General features: G+C 62.9%; 18 protein-coding genes. 6 read left to right on the forward strand and 12 right to left on the reverse strand.

Annotated elements, in window-relative coordinates; translation table 11 throughout:
• Positions 1 to 31 precede the first annotated feature (31 nt).
• The 7 genes from era to EJ069_RS14780 all read right to left on the reverse strand — a co-directional run bounded on the left by era (position 32) and on the right by EJ069_RS14780 (position 4,646).
• Positions 32 to 964 carry a GTPase Era gene (era, locus tag EJ069_RS14750; protein ID WP_126061907.1) on the reverse strand — a complete coding sequence of 311 codons (933 nt, stop codon included), beginning with the start codon at positions 962 to 964 and terminating at the stop codon, positions 32 to 34.
• Positions 949 to 1,665 carry a ribonuclease III gene (gene rnc / locus EJ069_RS14755; protein WP_126061908.1) on the reverse strand — a complete coding sequence of 239 codons (717 nt, stop codon included), beginning with the start codon at positions 1,663 to 1,665 and terminating at the stop codon, positions 949 to 951. The genes era and rnc overlap by 16 nt, the downstream gene beginning before the upstream one ends.
• 4 nt (positions 1,666 to 1,669) lie before the next feature.
• Complete coding sequence (gene lepB, locus EJ069_RS14760; RefSeq protein ID WP_042637851.1) at positions 1,670 to 2,419, reverse strand: signal peptidase I; 750 nt, start codon at positions 2,417 to 2,419, stop codon at positions 1,670 to 1,672.
• A gap of 79 nt (positions 2,420 to 2,498) precedes the next feature.
• Positions 2,499 to 2,912, reverse strand: a complete 414-nt coding sequence (acpS, locus tag EJ069_RS14765) for a holo-ACP synthase (protein ID WP_126061909.1) — start codon at positions 2,910 to 2,912, stop codon at positions 2,499 to 2,501.
• A complete protein-coding gene (locus EJ069_RS14770; protein WP_126061910.1) occupies positions 2,909 to 3,496 on the reverse strand; it encodes a DUF2062 domain-containing protein in 588 nt (195 codons plus the stop codon). The genes acpS and EJ069_RS14770 overlap by 4 nt, the downstream gene beginning before the upstream one ends.
• Positions 3,497 to 3,825: 329 nt before the next feature.
• Positions 3,826 to 4,236 (reverse strand): RidA family protein, encoded by a 411-nt coding sequence (locus tag EJ069_RS14775; protein ID WP_126061911.1) that lies wholly within the window; start codon positions 4,234 to 4,236, stop codon positions 3,826 to 3,828.
• 29 nt (positions 4,237 to 4,265) lie between these two features.
• A complete protein-coding gene (locus tag EJ069_RS14780) occupies positions 4,266 to 4,646 on the reverse strand; it encodes a VOC family protein (RefSeq protein WP_245456568.1) in 381 nt (126 codons plus the stop codon).
• Positions 4,647 to 4,870: 224 nt separating this feature from the next.
• Here EJ069_RS14780 and EJ069_RS14785 point away from each other — a divergent pair, with 224 nt between their 5' ends.
• The 3 genes from EJ069_RS14785 to EJ069_RS14795 all read left to right on the forward strand — a co-directional run bounded on the left by EJ069_RS14785 (position 4,871) and on the right by EJ069_RS14795 (position 8,067).
• Positions 4,871 to 6,403 (forward strand): winged helix-turn-helix domain-containing tetratricopeptide repeat protein, encoded by a 1,533-nt coding sequence (locus EJ069_RS14785; RefSeq protein WP_126061913.1) that lies wholly within the window; start codon positions 4,871 to 4,873, stop codon positions 6,401 to 6,403.
• 541 nt (positions 6,404 to 6,944) lie between these two features.
• Positions 6,945 to 7,574, forward strand: a complete 630-nt coding sequence (locus tag EJ069_RS14790) for a LysE family transporter (RefSeq protein ID WP_126061914.1) — start codon at positions 6,945 to 6,947, stop codon at positions 7,572 to 7,574.
• A 73-nt stretch (positions 7,575 to 7,647) separates the two neighbouring features.
• Entirely contained in the window at positions 7,648 to 8,067 is a 420-nt protein-coding gene (locus EJ069_RS14795; RefSeq protein ID WP_126061915.1) for a hypothetical protein, read from the forward strand.
• On the opposite strand, the gene pyrE is transcribed toward EJ069_RS14795, so the two are convergent.
• The 3 genes from pyrE to rpoZ all read right to left on the reverse strand — a co-directional run bounded on the left by pyrE (position 8,042) and on the right by rpoZ (position 11,639).
• On the reverse strand, positions 8,042 to 8,620 hold the full coding sequence (gene pyrE / locus EJ069_RS14800) for an orotate phosphoribosyltransferase (protein ID WP_126061916.1): 579 nt from the start codon (positions 8,618 to 8,620) through the stop codon (positions 8,042 to 8,044). The genes EJ069_RS14795 and pyrE overlap by 26 nt on opposite strands.
• A gap of 124 nt (positions 8,621 to 8,744) precedes the next feature.
• On the reverse strand, positions 8,745 to 10,976 hold the full coding sequence (locus tag EJ069_RS14810; protein WP_042637846.1) for a bifunctional (p)ppGpp synthetase/guanosine-3',5'-bis(diphosphate) 3'-pyrophosphohydrolase: 2,232 nt from the start codon (positions 10,974 to 10,976) through the stop codon (positions 8,745 to 8,747).
• Positions 10,977 to 11,237: 261 nt separating this feature from the next.
• Positions 11,238 to 11,639, reverse strand: a complete 402-nt coding sequence (rpoZ, locus tag EJ069_RS14815) for a DNA-directed RNA polymerase subunit omega (RefSeq protein WP_042637845.1) — start codon at positions 11,637 to 11,639, stop codon at positions 11,238 to 11,240.
• Between the two features lie 303 nt (positions 11,640 to 11,942).
• On the opposite strand from rpoZ, the gene EJ069_RS14820 reads away from it, so the two are divergent.
• Both EJ069_RS14820 and EJ069_RS14825 read left to right on the forward strand, forming a co-directional pair.
• Positions 11,943 to 12,524: an NYN domain-containing protein gene (locus EJ069_RS14820; protein ID WP_040984251.1), complete on the forward strand. Its 582-nt coding sequence runs from the start codon at positions 11,943 to 11,945 to the stop codon at positions 12,522 to 12,524.
• 12 nt (positions 12,525 to 12,536) lie between these two features.
• On the forward strand, positions 12,537 to 13,193 hold the full coding sequence (locus tag EJ069_RS14825) for a uracil-DNA glycosylase (protein WP_126061917.1): 657 nt from the start codon (positions 12,537 to 12,539) through the stop codon (positions 13,191 to 13,193).
• A 33-nt stretch (positions 13,194 to 13,226) separates the two neighbouring features.
• Here the strand turns inward: EJ069_RS14825 and EJ069_RS14830 are convergent, their stop codons facing one another.
• The gene (locus EJ069_RS14830) at positions 13,227 to 13,700 is read right to left on the reverse strand and encodes an Lrp/AsnC ligand binding domain-containing protein (RefSeq protein WP_126061918.1); all 474 of its coding nucleotides are present in this window, start codon (positions 13,698 to 13,700) and stop codon (positions 13,227 to 13,229) included.
• A gap of 132 nt (positions 13,701 to 13,832) precedes the next feature.
• Between EJ069_RS14830 and EJ069_RS14835 the strand changes: the two genes are divergently transcribed.
• Positions 13,833 to 14,762: a DMT family transporter gene (locus EJ069_RS14835; RefSeq protein ID WP_126061919.1), complete on the forward strand. Its 930-nt coding sequence runs from the start codon at positions 13,833 to 13,835 to the stop codon at positions 14,760 to 14,762.
• Between the two features lie 21 nt (positions 14,763 to 14,783).
• Here EJ069_RS14835 and EJ069_RS14840 read toward each other — a convergent pair whose 3' ends face one another.
• A complete protein-coding gene (locus EJ069_RS14840; protein WP_126061920.1) occupies positions 14,784 to 15,494 on the reverse strand; it encodes a GH25 family lysozyme in 711 nt (236 codons plus the stop codon).
• Positions 15,495 to 15,563 lie beyond the last annotated feature (69 nt).

Here is a 15,563-nt window from a genome sequence, read left to right on the forward strand (position 1 = left end):
AGACCCTTACGGACCTTCTAGGCGACAAGCATCAATGGGGAAACTCCAGCCCCATCTCGCGGTAGCGCTCGGGGTCGTCGCCCCAGTTCTCGCGCACCTTCACGAACAGGAAGAGGTGCACCTTCTGCTCGAGGATTTCGGCGATCTCGGTGCGCGCGGCCTGGCCGATGGCGCGGATCGTCTCGCCCTTGTGGCCGAGCACGATCTTCTTCTGGCTGTCGCGCTCGACATAGATGACCTGTTCGATGCGGACCGAGCCGTCCTTCTTCTCTTCCCATTTCTCGGTCTCGATATGCGAGGAATAGGGAAGCTCCTGGTGCAGCCGCAGATAAAGCTTTTCGCGGGTGATCTCGGCCGCGAGCTGGCGCATCGGCAGGTCGGAGATCTGGTCCTCCGGATAGTACCAGGGGCCCAGGGGAAGCGTCTCGGCGAGATAGTCGAGCAGGTCCTTGCAACCGGAGCCGGTGAGCGCGGAGACCATGAAGGTGCGCTTGAACGGCACGCGTTCGTTCGCGGTCGCGGCCAGCGCAAGCAGCGTCTCGGGCTTGACGCGGTCGACCTTGTTGAGGACGAGCAGCATCGGCTGGCGGACGTCCGTCAGCCGGTCGAGGATGGCGTCGGCATCGCCCTTGATGCCGCGCTCGGCGTCGATCAGAAGCACCACGACATCGGCATCCTTGGCGCCGCCCCAGGCGGTGGTCACCATCGCGGTGTCCAGTCGCCGCTTCGGCTTGAAGATGCCGGGCGTATCGACGAACACGATCTGCGCGTTGTCATGCGTGGCGATGCCGCGCACGATGGCGCGGGTGGTCTGCACCTTATGGGTGACGATCGACACCTTGGCGCCGACCAGCTGGTTGACCAGCGTCGACTTGCCCGCATTGGGCGCGCCGATCAGCGCGACGAAGCCGGAGCGCGTCGCGGGAACTTCAGGGCTTTCATTTTCTGTCATGCCGCGCTCCATACGCCTTCGCGCAGCAAAAGAGTAGCCGCGGCGGCCTGCTCGGCCTCACGTTTGGAGCGGCCGCTGCCGGTCGCCGGAGCAAATGAGCCGACCTTGACGCTGACCGTGAACAGCGGGTCGTGGTCCGGTCCCTCGCGGCCGTCGACCCGGTAGGCCGGCACGGCGCCGGCGGCTGCCTGGTGCGCCCATTCCTGCAATTCGGTCTTGGCGTCGCGCCGCGCAGCGCCGATCGCCTGCGAGCGCGGCTGCCAATAGCGATGGATGAACGCGCGGGCAGCTTCGAGGCCACCATCCAGGTAAAGCACGGCAATCAGCGATTCCAGCGCGTCCGCTCGCAGATTGGTACGTTTGCGCCCGTCGAGATTACGCACATCGGAGCCGGCGCGGATCAGCTCGGGCAGGCCGATCTCCTCGGCGATGTCGGAGAGCGCCTCGGCATTGACCAGCGCGTTGAGACGCAGCGACAGCTCGCCCTCGGCGGCCTCGGGAAAGGCCGCGAGCAGCATGTCCGCGACGACAAGGCCGAGAACGCGATCGCCCAGGAACTCGAAGCGTTCGTAGTCGACGCCGGCATGGGTCGAGCGCGCACTGGCATGGGTCAGCGCGCGCTGCAGGCGCTGGCGATCGGCGAAGGCATGGCCGGTGCGCGGGGCAAGCGCCTCGGCGAGGGCATCGGCGGTCAAACGCTTGCTGGCCGCCATCGCTCTAGTGGACGAAATGGAACAGGCGATCGGCACGCATCAGCGATGGCCACTTCCAGATCTCGAGCGGGCTCGCCTTGCCGGCGATCGAGAAGAAGATGAGGTTGGCGCGGCCGACCAGGTTTTCGGCAGGAACAAAGCCGACGGTGAAGCGGCTGTCGGAGGAATTGTCGCGGTTGTCGCCCATCATGAAGTAGTGGCCGGGCGGCACGGTCCATTCGCGGGTGTTGTCGCCGATCGAATTCGGCGTCAGGTCGAGCGTGTCGTAGCTGACACCGTTCGGCAGCGTCTCGCGGTAGACGTCGACGGGCTGAGGCACTTCGGTGATGTCGGGATTTTCGATCTGGCCGGTCTTCACGCGCGGCACGCCGACGTCGTTGATGAAGAGCTGGCCGTCCTTCATCTGGATCTTGTCGCCCGGCAGGCCGACGACGCGCTTGATGTAGTCGACCGATGGGTCCGGCGGGAACTTGAACACCACCACGTCGCCGCGCTTTGGCTCCGAGCCCCAGATGCGGCCCGAGAAGATATCGGGACCGAAGGGCAGCGAATAGCGCGAATAGCCATAGGCCCATTTGGTGACGAAGAGATAGTCGCCTTCGAGCAGAGTCGGCCGCATCGAGCCGGACGGGATGGAGAAAGGCTGGAAGAGCAGCGTGCGGATGACGAGCGCGAGCAGCAGAGCCTGGATGATGACGGAAAAGGTTTCCCCGAGCCCGCCGGATTTCTTCTGCGATTTTTCAGCCACGCTCATGTCGTCCTCGATTGTGCGATGTTGGTATAGAGTCTCGGCGCGCGCTGAGCAACGTCATGCCGCTCGTGGTCAGATGGAATCAATGTGGCGCTTGTTCGGCGGGCACCGCCTCGATAATCACAAAGGCTTGAGCAAGCGGAAAATCATCGGTGATGGTGAGATGGATCAGCGCCCGATGGCCCTTCGGCAGTATCTTCTCCAGCCTGGCGGCGGCGCCGCCGGTCAGCGCCATGGTCGGCGCGCCGCTCGGCAGGTTGATCACGCCCATGTCGCGCCAGAACACGCCCTCGGCCATGCCCGTGCCCAGCGCCTTGGCGCAGGCCTCCTTGGCGGCGAAGCGCTTGGCGTAGGAAGCGGCGCGGGCGGCCCGCCTTTCCGACTTGGCCTGCTCGACCTCGGTGTAGATGCGCTGGACGAAGCGCTGGCCGTGCCGCTCCAGCGATTTTTCGATGCGTCTGATGTCGATGAGGTCGCTGCCGATGCCGATGATCATTCCGCCGGCACTTCCCGTCCGCCCTGCCGCGTTTTCTTCTCGGCACGCTCGGCCATGCGCTTCTTGCGCTGTTCGCGGAACACGGTCATGCCCCAGCGCGTGACGCCGTAGAACACGAGCCCGAAGACCAGGCCGAGCGGCACCGCGCCGATCAGCATCGGCTCCAGCACGGGATGCCAGAGCTTCGCGAAGGAGAGCTTGTGCATCATTTCGCCGAGATGCTCGGGCGGCCCGTGCCTCGGCAGATGCTGACGCAGGATCAGTTTTCCGGTTTCCCAGGATGCGCCCCACAGCAGCGGGGAGGTCAGCGGATTGCCGAAAAACACGGCGCCGAGCGCCGCCGCGACCAGATTGCCGGCGATCACCCAGCAAAGCACGGCGGCAACGACGAAATGGACGCCAAGGGGGAAGAAGGAGGCAAAAACACCCGCGGCGACACCGGCGGCGACCGAATGCGGCGTCGCCTTCAGCCGCAGGATGCGCTTGGAGAAATACTGCACGGAACGCGAGAACGAGCGGCGCGGCCAAAGGTAAGTACGCACCCGCTCCAGGAGGCCATCAGGCTCTCGGCGTCGAAAAAGCACTCTGTTCCAGTTCCCGGTCCAACACGCGCTGCCCCTGCCCACCGGGACGCGCCACGCATCTTGCGCTTCGAGGGCGCAGAAAGGCAACAAACTTTGATATAGCGACGGCAGTGCCGCGAAACAACGAAAACGCCGCCGCGATGGTCTGCCGCAGGCGCTAACAAGAGCCTCATTTCTGGCGAAACTGAGGAAAGAAAGACAACATGGCCGTCCGCACGATGACGGCGGCGGCGGATCGACTGATGGACTGCGCATCGGTTCAGCGGCTCTCATCCGACCGCAGCAGCGGTACAGCCAGCCAAACATCGCGTAGTCTGTCTTGAAAAGTCTTACGGCCGCCTGAAGCGGTCATGAGGGATTTCCGCGGTCGCCGTGATCTCGATCAACAGGTCGGGATGATAGAGGCGAACGACCTCTACAGTGGTCGTAACTGGAAATGGCTCAGCGAAAAACTGCTTGCGAATTTCCCCTGCGGCCATGAACTTCTGTATGTCCGTGGCGTACTGGGTCAAAGATATGATGTCGGCCATCGTGCCGCCAACGGACGCCAGAACGGCCTGAATATTCTCCAACGTTTTGCGGACCTGTGCCGGCATATCGTTCTTGCCGACGACTTGCCCCTCCTTGTCGAGCGAAACCTGCCCCTTGAGATGGACGATTTGGCCCACCCCTTGGATCTTCAGCATGGAAAAAGCACCGAATGGCTGCCAGATTTCGGAGGGATTGAAGCTTGTCGCCATGTGAGCTCTCGAATTTGGGCTGGCCAAACCTATGACCGGTATTCGCTCACCTCGACCAGATTGCCGTCGGGATCACGGAAGTAGACCGACATCATAGCACCGCGCGCGCCGGTGCGTTCGACCGGACCGACTTCGACCGCCACGCCATTGGCTTGCAAGCTGGCCTGGACTTCGGCAAGCGGCACCGCCGCCACGAGACAGAAATCGCCGGAACCCGGCGTCGGCGCCTTGGCCTTCGGCTCGAAAGTACGGCCGACCTCATGCAGGTTGATCTTCTGCGGGCCGAACAGAAGCGCGGTCGGCCGGTTCGCCTCATCCAGGCGCCGCATGCCGAGCACGCGCTGGTAGAATGCACAGGTCGCTTCGACCGAGCGAACCGTCAGCACGAAATGGTCGATCCCGGCAATCAATTTTGGCTTCCTTTCTTGCACGTCGTCACCCCGAAACCGCTGCGCACCTTCTGATGACATGCATTGATAACATTGTGGCCAGCTTTACGACACGGAATGCTCGCGAGGTCGAGCATGGCCCCCAAGCTCTTTCCGCACGTTCCGGTCAGGCACGAGTTGCGAGGTAGGAAGGCAAACGCAGATCAAAGTTTCACTGGAACCGCGTTGCGGCTATTTTGGCGGCAATGGTTGCGCCGCCTTTCGTTTTCGGACCGTTTGTCTTCGCCCCCGGCCTTGGAGAGCTGCTGCGGGACGGCAAGCCGATCGCGCTGGGTCAAAAGGGCGCTGCGCTCCTTGAGGCGCTGCTCAAAGCTGAGGGCGGTGTCGTCAGCAGGCAAGAATTGATGGATAGCGTGTGGCCTGGCATGGCGGTGGAGGAGGGAAACCTCACCGTCCAGATCGCCGCCCTGCGTAAGCTGCTTGGAGTCGACCCGAACGGCCGCGAGTGGATCGCGACTGTTCCGCGGATCGGCTACCGCATGGTGACTTCGAGGCGTGGCGAGGACATGGTTGCGCTTCCCGCACAGCCGGCACTTGCCGTGCTGCCCTTCGAGAACCTTGGTGGCGATTCCGAGCAGGACTGGTTCGCCGACGGCGTGGTCGACGACATCATCACCGCGCTCAGCCGTTTCAAGAGTTTCGCGGTGATCGCCCGTAACTCCTCATTCGTCTACAAGGGCCGGGTCGTAGACGTGCGGCAAGTGGCGAAGGAACTCGATGTCCGCTACGTCCTCCAGGGCAGCGTGCGGCGTTCGGGCGATCGGCTCAGAATCACGGCCCAATTAATCCAAGGGAGCACCGGCGCGCATCTGTGGGCGCAGAACCTCGATGGCGCCCTCGACAACGTGTTCGATTTCCAGGACAGGATCACGGAGGCGGTCGCAACTGTGGTTGGGCCGGAGATCGAATGGGCCGAGATCGAACGTTCGCGGCGGGAGCGGCCCGGAAGCATCGCCGCCTATGACGTCTATCTTCAGGCACGGGCCAAGATCCTGTCGGAATCCAAACGGGGGAATGCAGAAGCCTATGCCCTTCTGACACAGGGTCTCGCACTTGAGCCGGACAATCCCCAATTCCTGGCCCACGCAGCCTGGGCGCTAGAACATCGCATAACGATGGGCTGGCCGCCGTTCGGGCCCGACGATAGGGAAAGATGCGCAAACTTCGCACGGCGCGGGCTGGAACATGCGGCCGGCGATGCGATAGTGATGACGCATTGCGCCATGGCGCTGCTTCAGGTCGTCAGAGACTATGACTGGGGCATGGCCGTCCTTCAATCCGCGGTTGACGCCAACCCCAACAACCTGACGGTCGTCACGTCGGCGGGCGTGGGTCATCTCCATTGCGGGAGCGTCGAGAACGCGCTTGCCTGTTTCCACCGAGCGAACCGGCTGATGCCTCGCGATCAAATTGCGCATATAGCGCTTTGCGGAATTGCCCATGCGCATGTCATTCTCGGTAACTATGAAGAAGCGCTGGCGTCGGCTTCCCGTGCGCTGGCCCGCAATCCGAACTTCGACGCCTCGCTCTGGATGTTGGCCGCTGCCAGCGCCTATCTCGGGCGCATGGACGAGGCCCGCCGATTTGTCGAGGTGCTGAGCAAGCTCTCTCCAGGCGTTACGATCGCGACGATCAGAGCGGGCCAGCCTGCCATGATCCCGGAGCGGATCGGCGTCGTGCTTGAAGGGCTGCGCCTGGCCGGCCTTGAAGAGGGATAATATCTGATAGCGCACCGGCGGGAATTGCTCGCGCGGGCAGCCTCGGGTTTCTCATATCTTTTTAGAACTTTTTACACTCGGCCAAAGGAGCTAAATCGTCCTCTAGCGCAAAGTGCCCCTCGTTAGCTTCAGCATTGAACCGAGGGGCTCAAATGTCACCGTTGATGATCGTCTCGCTCGATCAAGGCAGGATCTACGGGCAAAAACCTTCTGTGGATGAGTTGCATCGGCGGGTCATGGCGACCGGATTGGCGCAAGGTGGCTCGTTGCTCGCTGGAGCCATGCTTGTACCCGGCCGAGCCGCGTCCCGGCTTTTCATCGCACTACTGTCCAGGTTCCGCGAAACAGTCACTGGCTTCGCGCACCGCTTGCAACCGGCCTCCTCAAAGGAGCGGCGAATACAGATTGTCCGCCGGAGCGCCTCCCCGTCGGAAATGACCGGCCGCGCCAAGCCAGCCCTCTCCTGCCCATTCTCTATCTGACTTTGTCCTTAGCGCGACCCGGCCGATAGACGCGGTCATGCATCGCTGGAGGAAATGCCATGAGCCTGGTGAATGCGAGCGGATTTCAGGCCGGGCTGGCGCTCGGCATGGCTTCGATCGCTTCGATCGGGCCGAACAATCTGCTGATTATCCGCGAGGGTCTGCTGCGCAGGCGCGCCATGCTCGTTGCGAGCCTGGTGTGGGGCACCTATGCCGCCCTGATCGCGGCCTCATGCCTGTTGGGCGGCTCGATCGCCCAGCTCGATCCGGCCTTCCGCACCACGCTCTCCTGGATTGGCCTGGCGGCAGTGGCATGGTTCGCGCTGCAATCTTTCCGCGCCGCCTCTGCGGCCAAATGTGTCGAGGATCATTCCGGCAAGAGCGAGAGCGACCGCTCCTGCGTCGCCCGCGTCATGGGCGCGGTCTGGATGAATCCGCTGACCTATATCGAGCTGCTGCTTGTCCCGGCGGCGCTCGGCCGGTCCTTCGCCACTTCCGGCGCAAGGTTCGAATTCGTCACTGCCTTGATCCTGATGTCGGCACTCTACTGCTATGGCTATGCGGCGGGCGGCGGCATCATGGCTTCACTGCTCCGCAACCGAGCCAATCTGCGCGTCTTCGATCTCCTGTCCGGCCTTATCCTCACCGGCCTTGCGGTAACGATGGCGGCCGGGCTCGCCGTGCCCTGAGCGATCCGCGCGCCCGCATGCCCCGCCGTCCGTGTCCACGAAGCGTTAGCATCATCCTCGCAGGAGATCCGACATGAATCGATACCGTGAATTCAGAGGCACATTCACACGAATGGAATATGATGGCGAACATGGTACCTTCGAGTGGGTCGCCGAGGTCCATCCATTCCTCGCCTCCATGGGAGCGGGCGTTGAGATAGCGGCCGATCCACAAGTTGAAAACTTCATTCCAACGAGGGTTCGCGGGGCGATCGAAGCAGCAAATCCGGTTTGCGCCGATTATCTTCTCGATCCGTCAGGCCGTTTTTTGATCTGGGACCGGGCGACAGGCATGCCTGTCGCCACGAACCAAGGGATTCTTGTCTTCCTAACGGAGGAGGAGGCCATCGCCCCAATCAACCTGCTGAACAGCAGTCGCGCGCTTCCAGTCCTCAAACGAAGGGCGAGACCATCTGTCCGGACGCTTCTCAGATATTGCGGCTTCCCGGCTTGATTGCCGGGATGGCGGCGAGTTCCGGCGGCAGGCGGTCGGCGGGATAGGCCGGCACCTCATATTCGGCAAGCGCGATCAGCGGCACGCCGACATCGGTCTTGCCGGCCGAGCGGTCGATGATGCAGGCGGCCGCGACGACCTCGGCGCCGATCTCGCGCAAACAGTCGATTGTCTCGCGGATCGACAGGCCGGTCGTGACGATGTCCTCGACGATGACGACGCGCGAGCCCTTGTCGATCTCGAAGCGGCGCAGCCTGAACTCGCCCCCTTCCCGCTCGACCCAGATGGCCGGCGCGCCGAGGTGGCGCGAGGTTTCATAGGCTGGGATCAGGCCACCGATGGCCGGGCCGACGACATAGTCGATCCTGCCGGGCACGCTTTCCCGGATCTTCTCGGCCAGCGCCTTGCACAGGCGCTCGGTCTTGTCGGCATGCATGAAGACGCGGGCCTTCTGCAGGAAGACCGGGCTGCGCAGGCCGGATGTCAGGATGAAATGCCCTTCGAGAACGGCGCCGGCCTCGCGGAAAATGCCCAGCACTTCGTCAGTGTTCATTGTTGCTCCATGCCCCCTTTGGCGAGTGATGAATGGTGAATGGTAGTGAGAGCACCTGCTATCACTATTCACTATTCACTATTCACTATTCACTATTCACTTTTCACTATTCACTATTCACTATTCACCCATTCACACGCCGCGCGTCACTGACGCTCGAATTGTCCTTGAGCTGCGACAGCAGCCGGTTGAGGTGCTTCAGGTCCCAGACTTCGAGATCGATCAGCATCTCGGTGAAATCGGGCGCCGTGCGTATCATGGACAGCGTGTGGATGTTGGCGTCGTTGGACGCCACCACCTGGGCGATGTCGGCCAACGAACCAGGCGCGTTGATGGCGGTGACCGAGATGCGCGCCGGAAAACGTTCCTTGGTGCGTTCGTCAATGTCCCAGCGCACGTCGATCCAGCGCTCGGGCTGGTCGTCGAAGGCCTGCAGCGCCGGCGACTGGATCGGATAGATGGTGATGCCGGTTCCGGGCTGGATGATGCCGACGATGCGGTCGCCGGGCACGGCGCCTTCCGGCGCGAAGCGCACCGGCAGGTCGCCGCGCACGCCGCGGATCGGCACGGCGCCGTCGCGCGGCTGGTCCTTGCCCTTGCGCGCGGCCCGAGTGCCGGGCATCTGGAACAGCATGCCGGCGGCGTTGCGGATCTTCGACCAGCCTTCCTCGCGCTGCTTGGGCGGCGCGACGGTGACGCGCTCGTCCTTATAGTCGGGGAAGACCGCTTTCATGACGTCGGTCGAGCTCAGCTCGCCGCGGCCGACGGAAGCCAGCACATCCTCGATATCCTTGCGCGCCAGCCGGTGCAGAACCGGCTTCAGGCTCTCCTTGGTGAAGGTCTTGCCGGCGCGCTCGAAGGCGCGTTCCAGGATACGGGCGCCGAGACCGGAATATTGCTTGCGGATCGCGTTCTTGGTGGCGCGGCGGATGGCAGCGCGCGCCTTGCCGGTGACCACGACCGATTCCCAGGCGGCGGGCGGCACCTGCGCCTTGGAGCGGATGATCTCGACCTCGTCGCCATTCTTCAATTCCGTCATCAGCGGCATGATGCGGCCATTGACCTTGGCGCCGACACAGGTGTCGCCGACATCGGTGTGGACGGCATAGGCGAAGTCGATCGGCGTGGCGCCGCGCGGCAGCGCGATCAGCATGCCCTTGGGCGTGAAGCAGAATACCTGGTCCTGGAACAGCTCCAGCTTGGTGTTCTCGAGGAAATCCTCAGGATTGTCGCCCTCGGCCAGTTGCTCGATGGTGCGCCTGAGCCAGGCATAAGCGTTGGTCTCCTTGGAGATCGCATGGCCGGCGCCGTTCATCTTGCCGCCGGTATCCTTGTAGATCGAATGGGCGGCGACGCCGTATTCGGCTATTTTGTTCATCTCCTTGGTGCGGATCTGCAATTCGACGCGCTGGCGCGACGGGCCGACGATGGTGGTGTGGATCGAGCGGTAGTCGTTCTGCTTGGGCGTCGAGATATAGTCCTTGAAACGGCCCGGAACCATCGACCAGGTGGTGTGGATGGCGCCAAGCGCGCGATAGCAGTCGTCGACCGAATCGACCACGACGCGGAACCCGAAGATGTCGGAGAGCTGCTCGAAGGAGAGCGCCTTGGCCTCCATCTTGCGGAACACCGACCATGGCTTCTTCTGCCGGCTCTTCACGCTCGCCTTGATGGCGTGTTTCTCGAACAGGCCGGACAGCGCCGTCTCGATCTCCTGCAGGACACCCCTGTTGCGTTCGAAAATCTCGGCAAGCCTCGCGGTTACGGCGCGATAGGCCTCCGGATTGATGTAGCGGAAGGCGATTTCCTCAAGCTCCTCGCGCATGCCCTGCATGCCCATGCGGCCGGCGAGCGGCGCATAGATGTCCATCGTCTCCTCGGCGATGCGCAGTCGCTTGGACTCGGGCATATGGTCGAGCGTGCGCATGTTGTGCAGGCGGTCGGCGAGCTTGACCAGAAGGACGCGAATATCCTCCGAGATCGCGAGCAGGAGCTTGCGCAGGTTCTCCGCCTGCTCGGCCTTCTTGGAGACGAGGTCGAGCTTCTTCAGCTTGGTAAGGCCCTCGACCAGCTTGCCCATTTCGGGGCCGAACAGCTCGTCGATCTCGGCGCGGGTCGCGGTGGTGTCCTCGATCGTGTCATGCAGCAGGGCAACGGCGATGGTCGCCTCGTCCATATGCATCTCGGTCAGGATGGCGGCGACTTCGAGGGGATGCGAGAAATAGGGATCGCCCGAGGCGCGCTTCTGGTGGCCATGCTTCTGCATGGCATAGACGTAAGCCTTGTTGAGCAGCGCCTCGTTGACGTCAGGCTTGTAGCGCTGCACGCGCTCGACAAGCTCATACTGACGCATCATGGGCGGGATCTCGCGGTGCTAAAATGATTGATGCGCCGCACCAAGGTGCGACGCATCCCATAGATAGCCACGAAACCTAAGATACGGAAGTGCCGGATGCTTGATCCAGGCAAGTTACCGGAAGAGCTTCTCAGAATTCGCTCAGCCGAGTCGCATGGTGTGGTTTTCGAGAACCGGAGCGGAGCGGACATTCAGGTCCGTGAGCACCGGAAGCGCAGAAAACCGCGCCAGGCGGCCGGCTGAGTAGAATTATCAAAGCTCTTAGTAGTCGTCGCTCTTTTCCGGCGGCACCAGGCCTTCGATGCCGGCGAGCAGGTCTTCCTCGCTCATGCGGTCGAAAGCGATGTTCTCCTCAGCATCGTCGGCGTCGGCCGCGACAGCGGTCGCGCCGGTCTGGTCGGTGATCGCCTCGCCCTCGGCTTCCGGCTCATCGACCTCGACATGCTTCTGCAGCGAGTGGATCAGGTCTTCCTTGAGGTCGTCGGGAGAGAGCGTCTCGTCGGCGATCTCACGCAGCGCGATGACCGGGTTCTTGTCATTGTCGCGCGGAACGGTGATCTGCGCGCCCTGGCTGATCTGGCGGGCGCGATGGCCGGCGAGCAGCACGAGTTCAAAACGGTTGTCGACCTTGTCGATGCAATCTTCAACGGTTACGCGGGCCATGGGCTGCCCCTTTCATGCGATGGATTTGATGGAAAGCTGGCGCGCTCCATAACGCGGGCGCGGGCGAAATACAAGCTTTATGGCGGCGGCGCCAGCTTTACGGGCCGTTGCCCGGCTCATCATCGCGCCACGTCATGATGCGGCTCACATAGTCGCGATCACAATTGCTTGCAATGCCGGCCGTGCCCTTGGATATCCATAAATTGCGCGTTATCTCGGATGTGACGGGTAGCAAGCGCGTTTGTGGGACCTATCCGTCGACGCTTTTAGACGACAGAAATTTTTGAAAGGGATGTTTTTTCAATGTTCGATCCCCGTGAAAAGATCGCTCTTTTCATCGACGGCGCCAATCTCTACGCCACGTCGCGCGCGCTGGGCTTCGACATCGACTACCGCAAGCTTCTATCGAGCTTCCAGAAGCGCGGCTATCTCTTACGCGCCTATTATTACACCGCGCTGGTCGAGGACCAGGAATATTCCTCGATCCGGCCGCTGATCGACTGGCTCGACTATAACGGCTTCAAGGTGGTGACCAAGCCCGCCAAGGAATTCACCGACTCGACCGGCCGCCGCAAGATCAAGGGCAACATGGACATCGAGTTGACCGTCGATGCGCTGGAGCTTGCCGATGTCGTCGATCATTATGTGATCTTCTCCGGCGACGGCGACTTCCGCACGCTGGTCGAGGCGCTGCAGCGGCGTGGCCGCAAGGTGTCCATCATTTCGACCATGGCCTCCCAGCCGCCGATGATTTCCGACGATCTGCGCCGCCAGGCCGACCATTTCATCGACCTGATGACGCTGAAGAGCGAAGTCGGCCGCGATCCGTCCGAGCGGCCGGTGCGCCGGCCGGAACCGGCCGAAGTCGACGAGGACGATTACTGACGGGCGGCGGCCTTGAGCGCCGCGCCCTCCCCCGAACCCAGCCGCGACTGCCCGCTTTGCCCGCGGCTGCATGATTTCATTGCCGCATGGCGCGAGCGTGAGCCAAGCTGGTTCAACGCGCCGGTGCCGACTTTCCTGCCGCCGGAAGGCGAGGATTCGGTCAAGCTGCTGATTGTCGGGCTTGCGCCCGGCCTGCGCGGCGCCAACCGGACGGGACGCCCCTTCACCGGCGACTATGCCGGCGACCTGCTCTACGGCACGATGATCGCGCATGGCCTGGCGCGCGGCGAGTTCAAGGCGCGGCCGGATGACGGGCTGGAGTTGGTCGGCACGGCCATCACCAATGCGGTGCGCTGCGTGCCGCCGGAGAACAAGCCGGTCGGCGCCGAGATCGCCACCTGCCGGACCTTTTTGAAACCCACCATCGCGCGCTTCCCCAACCTACGCGCCATTCTGACGCTGGGTTCGATCGCGCATCAGTCGACGGTGCGGGCGCTGGGCGAGCGCGTCGCGGCCGTTCCGTTCCGCCACGGCGGAAAGCAGGAGGCCGGCGGCATCGCGCTGTTTTCCAGCTATCACTGCTCGCGCTACAACACCAATACGGGCGTGCTGACGGAAGAGATGTTCGTCAGCGTGTTCAGCGAGATCGCGACGTTCCTGCAGGGCTAGACCCAAACCACCTTAGGTGCGCTGCCCACCCGCTCATACCGGCAGCAGCGCATCCGGCTTCACGTCGCCGATCGAGGCGTAGGTGTGCGTCTCCTTCACGCCGGGCAGCGGCAGGATGACCCGGGTCAGAAAATCCTGATAGGCAGCCATCTCAGAAATGCGCGCCTTCACCAGATAGTCGAAGCCGCCGACAACCATATGGCACTCGAGAACCTCGGGCGCCTTGATCACCGCTTCGGCAAAACGCTCGAAAATATGCGGCGCCGTATGGTCGAGACGAACCTCGATGAAGACGAGCGTGCCACGCCCGATCTTTGCCGGATTGAGCACGGCCCTGACCGCAGTGATGTAACCTTCGCGAAACAGCCGCCTCACGCGCAGGCTGGTGCCGGTCGGCGACAGGCCGACTCGCGCCGCCAGATCAAGTGTGGTGCGACGCCCATCTTCCTGCAGCAGCCGAAGAAGATTGCGGTCGACCGCGTCGAGATCGCTGGCTTCCGGATTCACTTCAGAACGCCCCTTCTAGCGTGAATATCGCTACGATTTCCAAAAAGGAGCGTATTTCAACACAGTGAACTGAACAATAGCCTGCACTTTCATCGTGCCGGTGGTCCGCCCGGACGACATATGGGTGACAGTGTGGCAAGCGAAAGAGACTCGGGAAGCACGACACTGGCGATTTTCGCCGGCCTGACCATGATCGGCATCTATGCCATCCAATTCGTCGCCGCCCGCTTCAGCCTCCGGGAGCATCTGACGGCGACGGACCTAGCCGTCTTGCGCTTTGGCGGCGCCGCGGTGGTCTTTCTGCCGATCGCCTGGCGCGGTGGCCTCGCAGGCATGAGAGCGCTTGGCTGGCGACGAGCCTTGGCCTTGGCGGCGCTGGCCGGATTGCCTTATCCGCTGATCATCAATTGGGGCCTGACCTATGCGCCTGCCGCCCATGCGGCGGCGCTCTGCCCCGCGTCAATCGTCTTCTTCTCGTTCCTGCTGTCGCGCTTCGTCTTCCACGACGGCGCTTCGCGGCAACGGACCATCGGCGTCCTCGCGATCATCGCGGGCCTGTTCCTGTTCCTCGCGCCGGCGCGCGAGGGAACAGGCAGCGTTCTCTTCGGCGACATGCTTTTCATCGGATCGGGCCTGATGTTCTCGACCTATGCCGTTCTTGTCAGACGCTGGCGCGCCGATCCCGTCACGGCGACGGCCGCGGTGGTGCTCCTGTCCTGCCTGCCGCTGCCGGTTCTCTATCTCTTGGCGCCAAGCCAAATCCATGCAGCGGCCGTCGGGGAAATCATCGGTCAGATCGTGATCCAGGGGATTCTGGCCGGCGCGGCGGCCATGTTCCTCTATACCTACATCGTCCGGCAATTGGGGCCGCAGCCGGCATCGCTGTTCCTGCCCGGCATACCGATCGCCACGGTGGTTGTCGGCATGGCCGTACTCGGCGAAACGCCGATGACGATCCAGTTCGCAGCCATAGCCATCATGGCCGCCGGGATGGGCTTGTCAGCGATCGGAGGACGTATTGCCAGCAGACGTCTCAGTGAACCGGCGCCGGGCCGATCGTGAACGTTTCAGCGGCGCGGGCATTCAAGGCGTCGGCGCGAACAGCCCGGCCAGCGTCTCGCGGCTGCCCTTCAGCACGTTGAGATCGACATCGCCTTCGATGCCGTCGACGCGGCCCATATTGTGATACTGCCAATAGATCCAGTCGTTTTCGCGCGGCCTGATCGCTAATGAACGCAGCCAGCGTTGGCGCGCGATGATGGTTGCGGAATAGGCGTCGGCCGCCTCATCGGTCAGGTAGAAGATCGCCTGCTTGCCGAAGGCCGCCTCGACCGGGCCGAGGAAAGCGGCAAGTTCGGTGTTCAACTGCTCGGGCGACGGCCGTTGCGGGCAGTTGCCGCCGAACTCGATGTCGACCACCGGCGGCAAAAGCGGCTCGCCGCGCGGCACCACTGCAATGAAATTCTTCGCCTGGTCGGCGCCCGGCCGGCAGAAGGTGAAGAAATGATAGGCGCCGACCGCGAGGCCGGCCGCGCGGGCTTCGCGCAGATTGGTCGCGAACAGGGTGTCGACATGGGTGCCGCCTTCGGTGGCCTTGATGATGGCGAAGGCGACATCGTCGGCCGCGACGCGCCGCCAGTCGATCTTGCCCTGATGATGCGAGACGTCGATGCCCCGGATCGGGAATTCCTCTCGATCCGGCGAAAAGCCACGGAACCAGAAATAGGCGCCGGCCGCGACGGCACAGGCGACAATCACACTGGCCAGGCCCCAGAAAACGATCCGCTTCCCCAAGACCCACCCCCGTCCGAAATGCTGTTAGGCCTGAACCAAGAACCTGGCCGGTGGCTTTTTTCGGCCGGC

This window comes from Mesorhizobium sp. M2A.F.Ca.ET.043.05.1.1 (genome assembly GCF_003952445.1).
Classification (GTDB): Bacteria; Pseudomonadota; Alphaproteobacteria; order Rhizobiales; family Rhizobiaceae; genus Mesorhizobium.

What these genes read in the sequence shown, in the direction of transcription:
- era (WP_126061907.1), bottom strand. Translation starts at nt 964, where the DNA reads ATGGAGCGCGGCATGACAGAAAATGAAAGCCCTGAAGTTCCCGCGACG.
- rnc (WP_126061908.1), bottom strand. Translation starts at nt 1,665, where the DNA reads ATGGCGGCCAGCAAGCGTTTGACCGCCGATGCCCTCGCCGAGGCGCTT.
- lepB (WP_042637851.1), bottom strand. Translation starts at nt 2,419, where the DNA reads ATGAGCGTGGCTGAAAAATCGCAGAAGAAATCCGGCGGGCTCGGGGAA.
- acpS (WP_126061909.1), bottom strand. Translation starts at nt 2,912, where the DNA reads ATGATCATCGGCATCGGCAGCGACCTCATCGACATCAGACGCATCGAA.
- EJ069_RS14775 (WP_126061911.1), bottom strand. Translation starts at nt 4,236, where the DNA reads ATGGCGACAAGCTTCAATCCCTCCGAAATCTGGCAGCCATTCGGTGCT.
- EJ069_RS14785 (WP_126061913.1), top strand. Translation starts at nt 4,871, where the DNA reads ATGGTTGCGCCGCCTTTCGTTTTCGGACCGTTTGTCTTCGCCCCCGGC.
- EJ069_RS14790 (WP_126061914.1), top strand. Translation starts at nt 6,945, where the DNA reads ATGAGCCTGGTGAATGCGAGCGGATTTCAGGCCGGGCTGGCGCTCGGC.
- EJ069_RS14795 (WP_126061915.1), top strand. Translation starts at nt 7,648, where the DNA reads ATGAATCGATACCGTGAATTCAGAGGCACATTCACACGAATGGAATAT.
- pyrE (WP_126061916.1), bottom strand. Translation starts at nt 8,620, where the DNA reads ATGAACACTGACGAAGTGCTGGGCATTTTCCGCGAGGCCGGCGCCGTT.
- EJ069_RS14810 (WP_042637846.1), bottom strand. Translation starts at nt 10,976, where the DNA reads ATGATGCGTCAGTATGAGCTTGTCGAGCGCGTGCAGCGCTACAAGCCT.
- rpoZ (WP_042637845.1), bottom strand. Translation starts at nt 11,639, where the DNA reads ATGGCCCGCGTAACCGTTGAAGATTGCATCGACAAGGTCGACAACCGT.
- EJ069_RS14820 (WP_040984251.1), top strand. Translation starts at nt 11,943, where the DNA reads ATGTTCGATCCCCGTGAAAAGATCGCTCTTTTCATCGACGGCGCCAAT.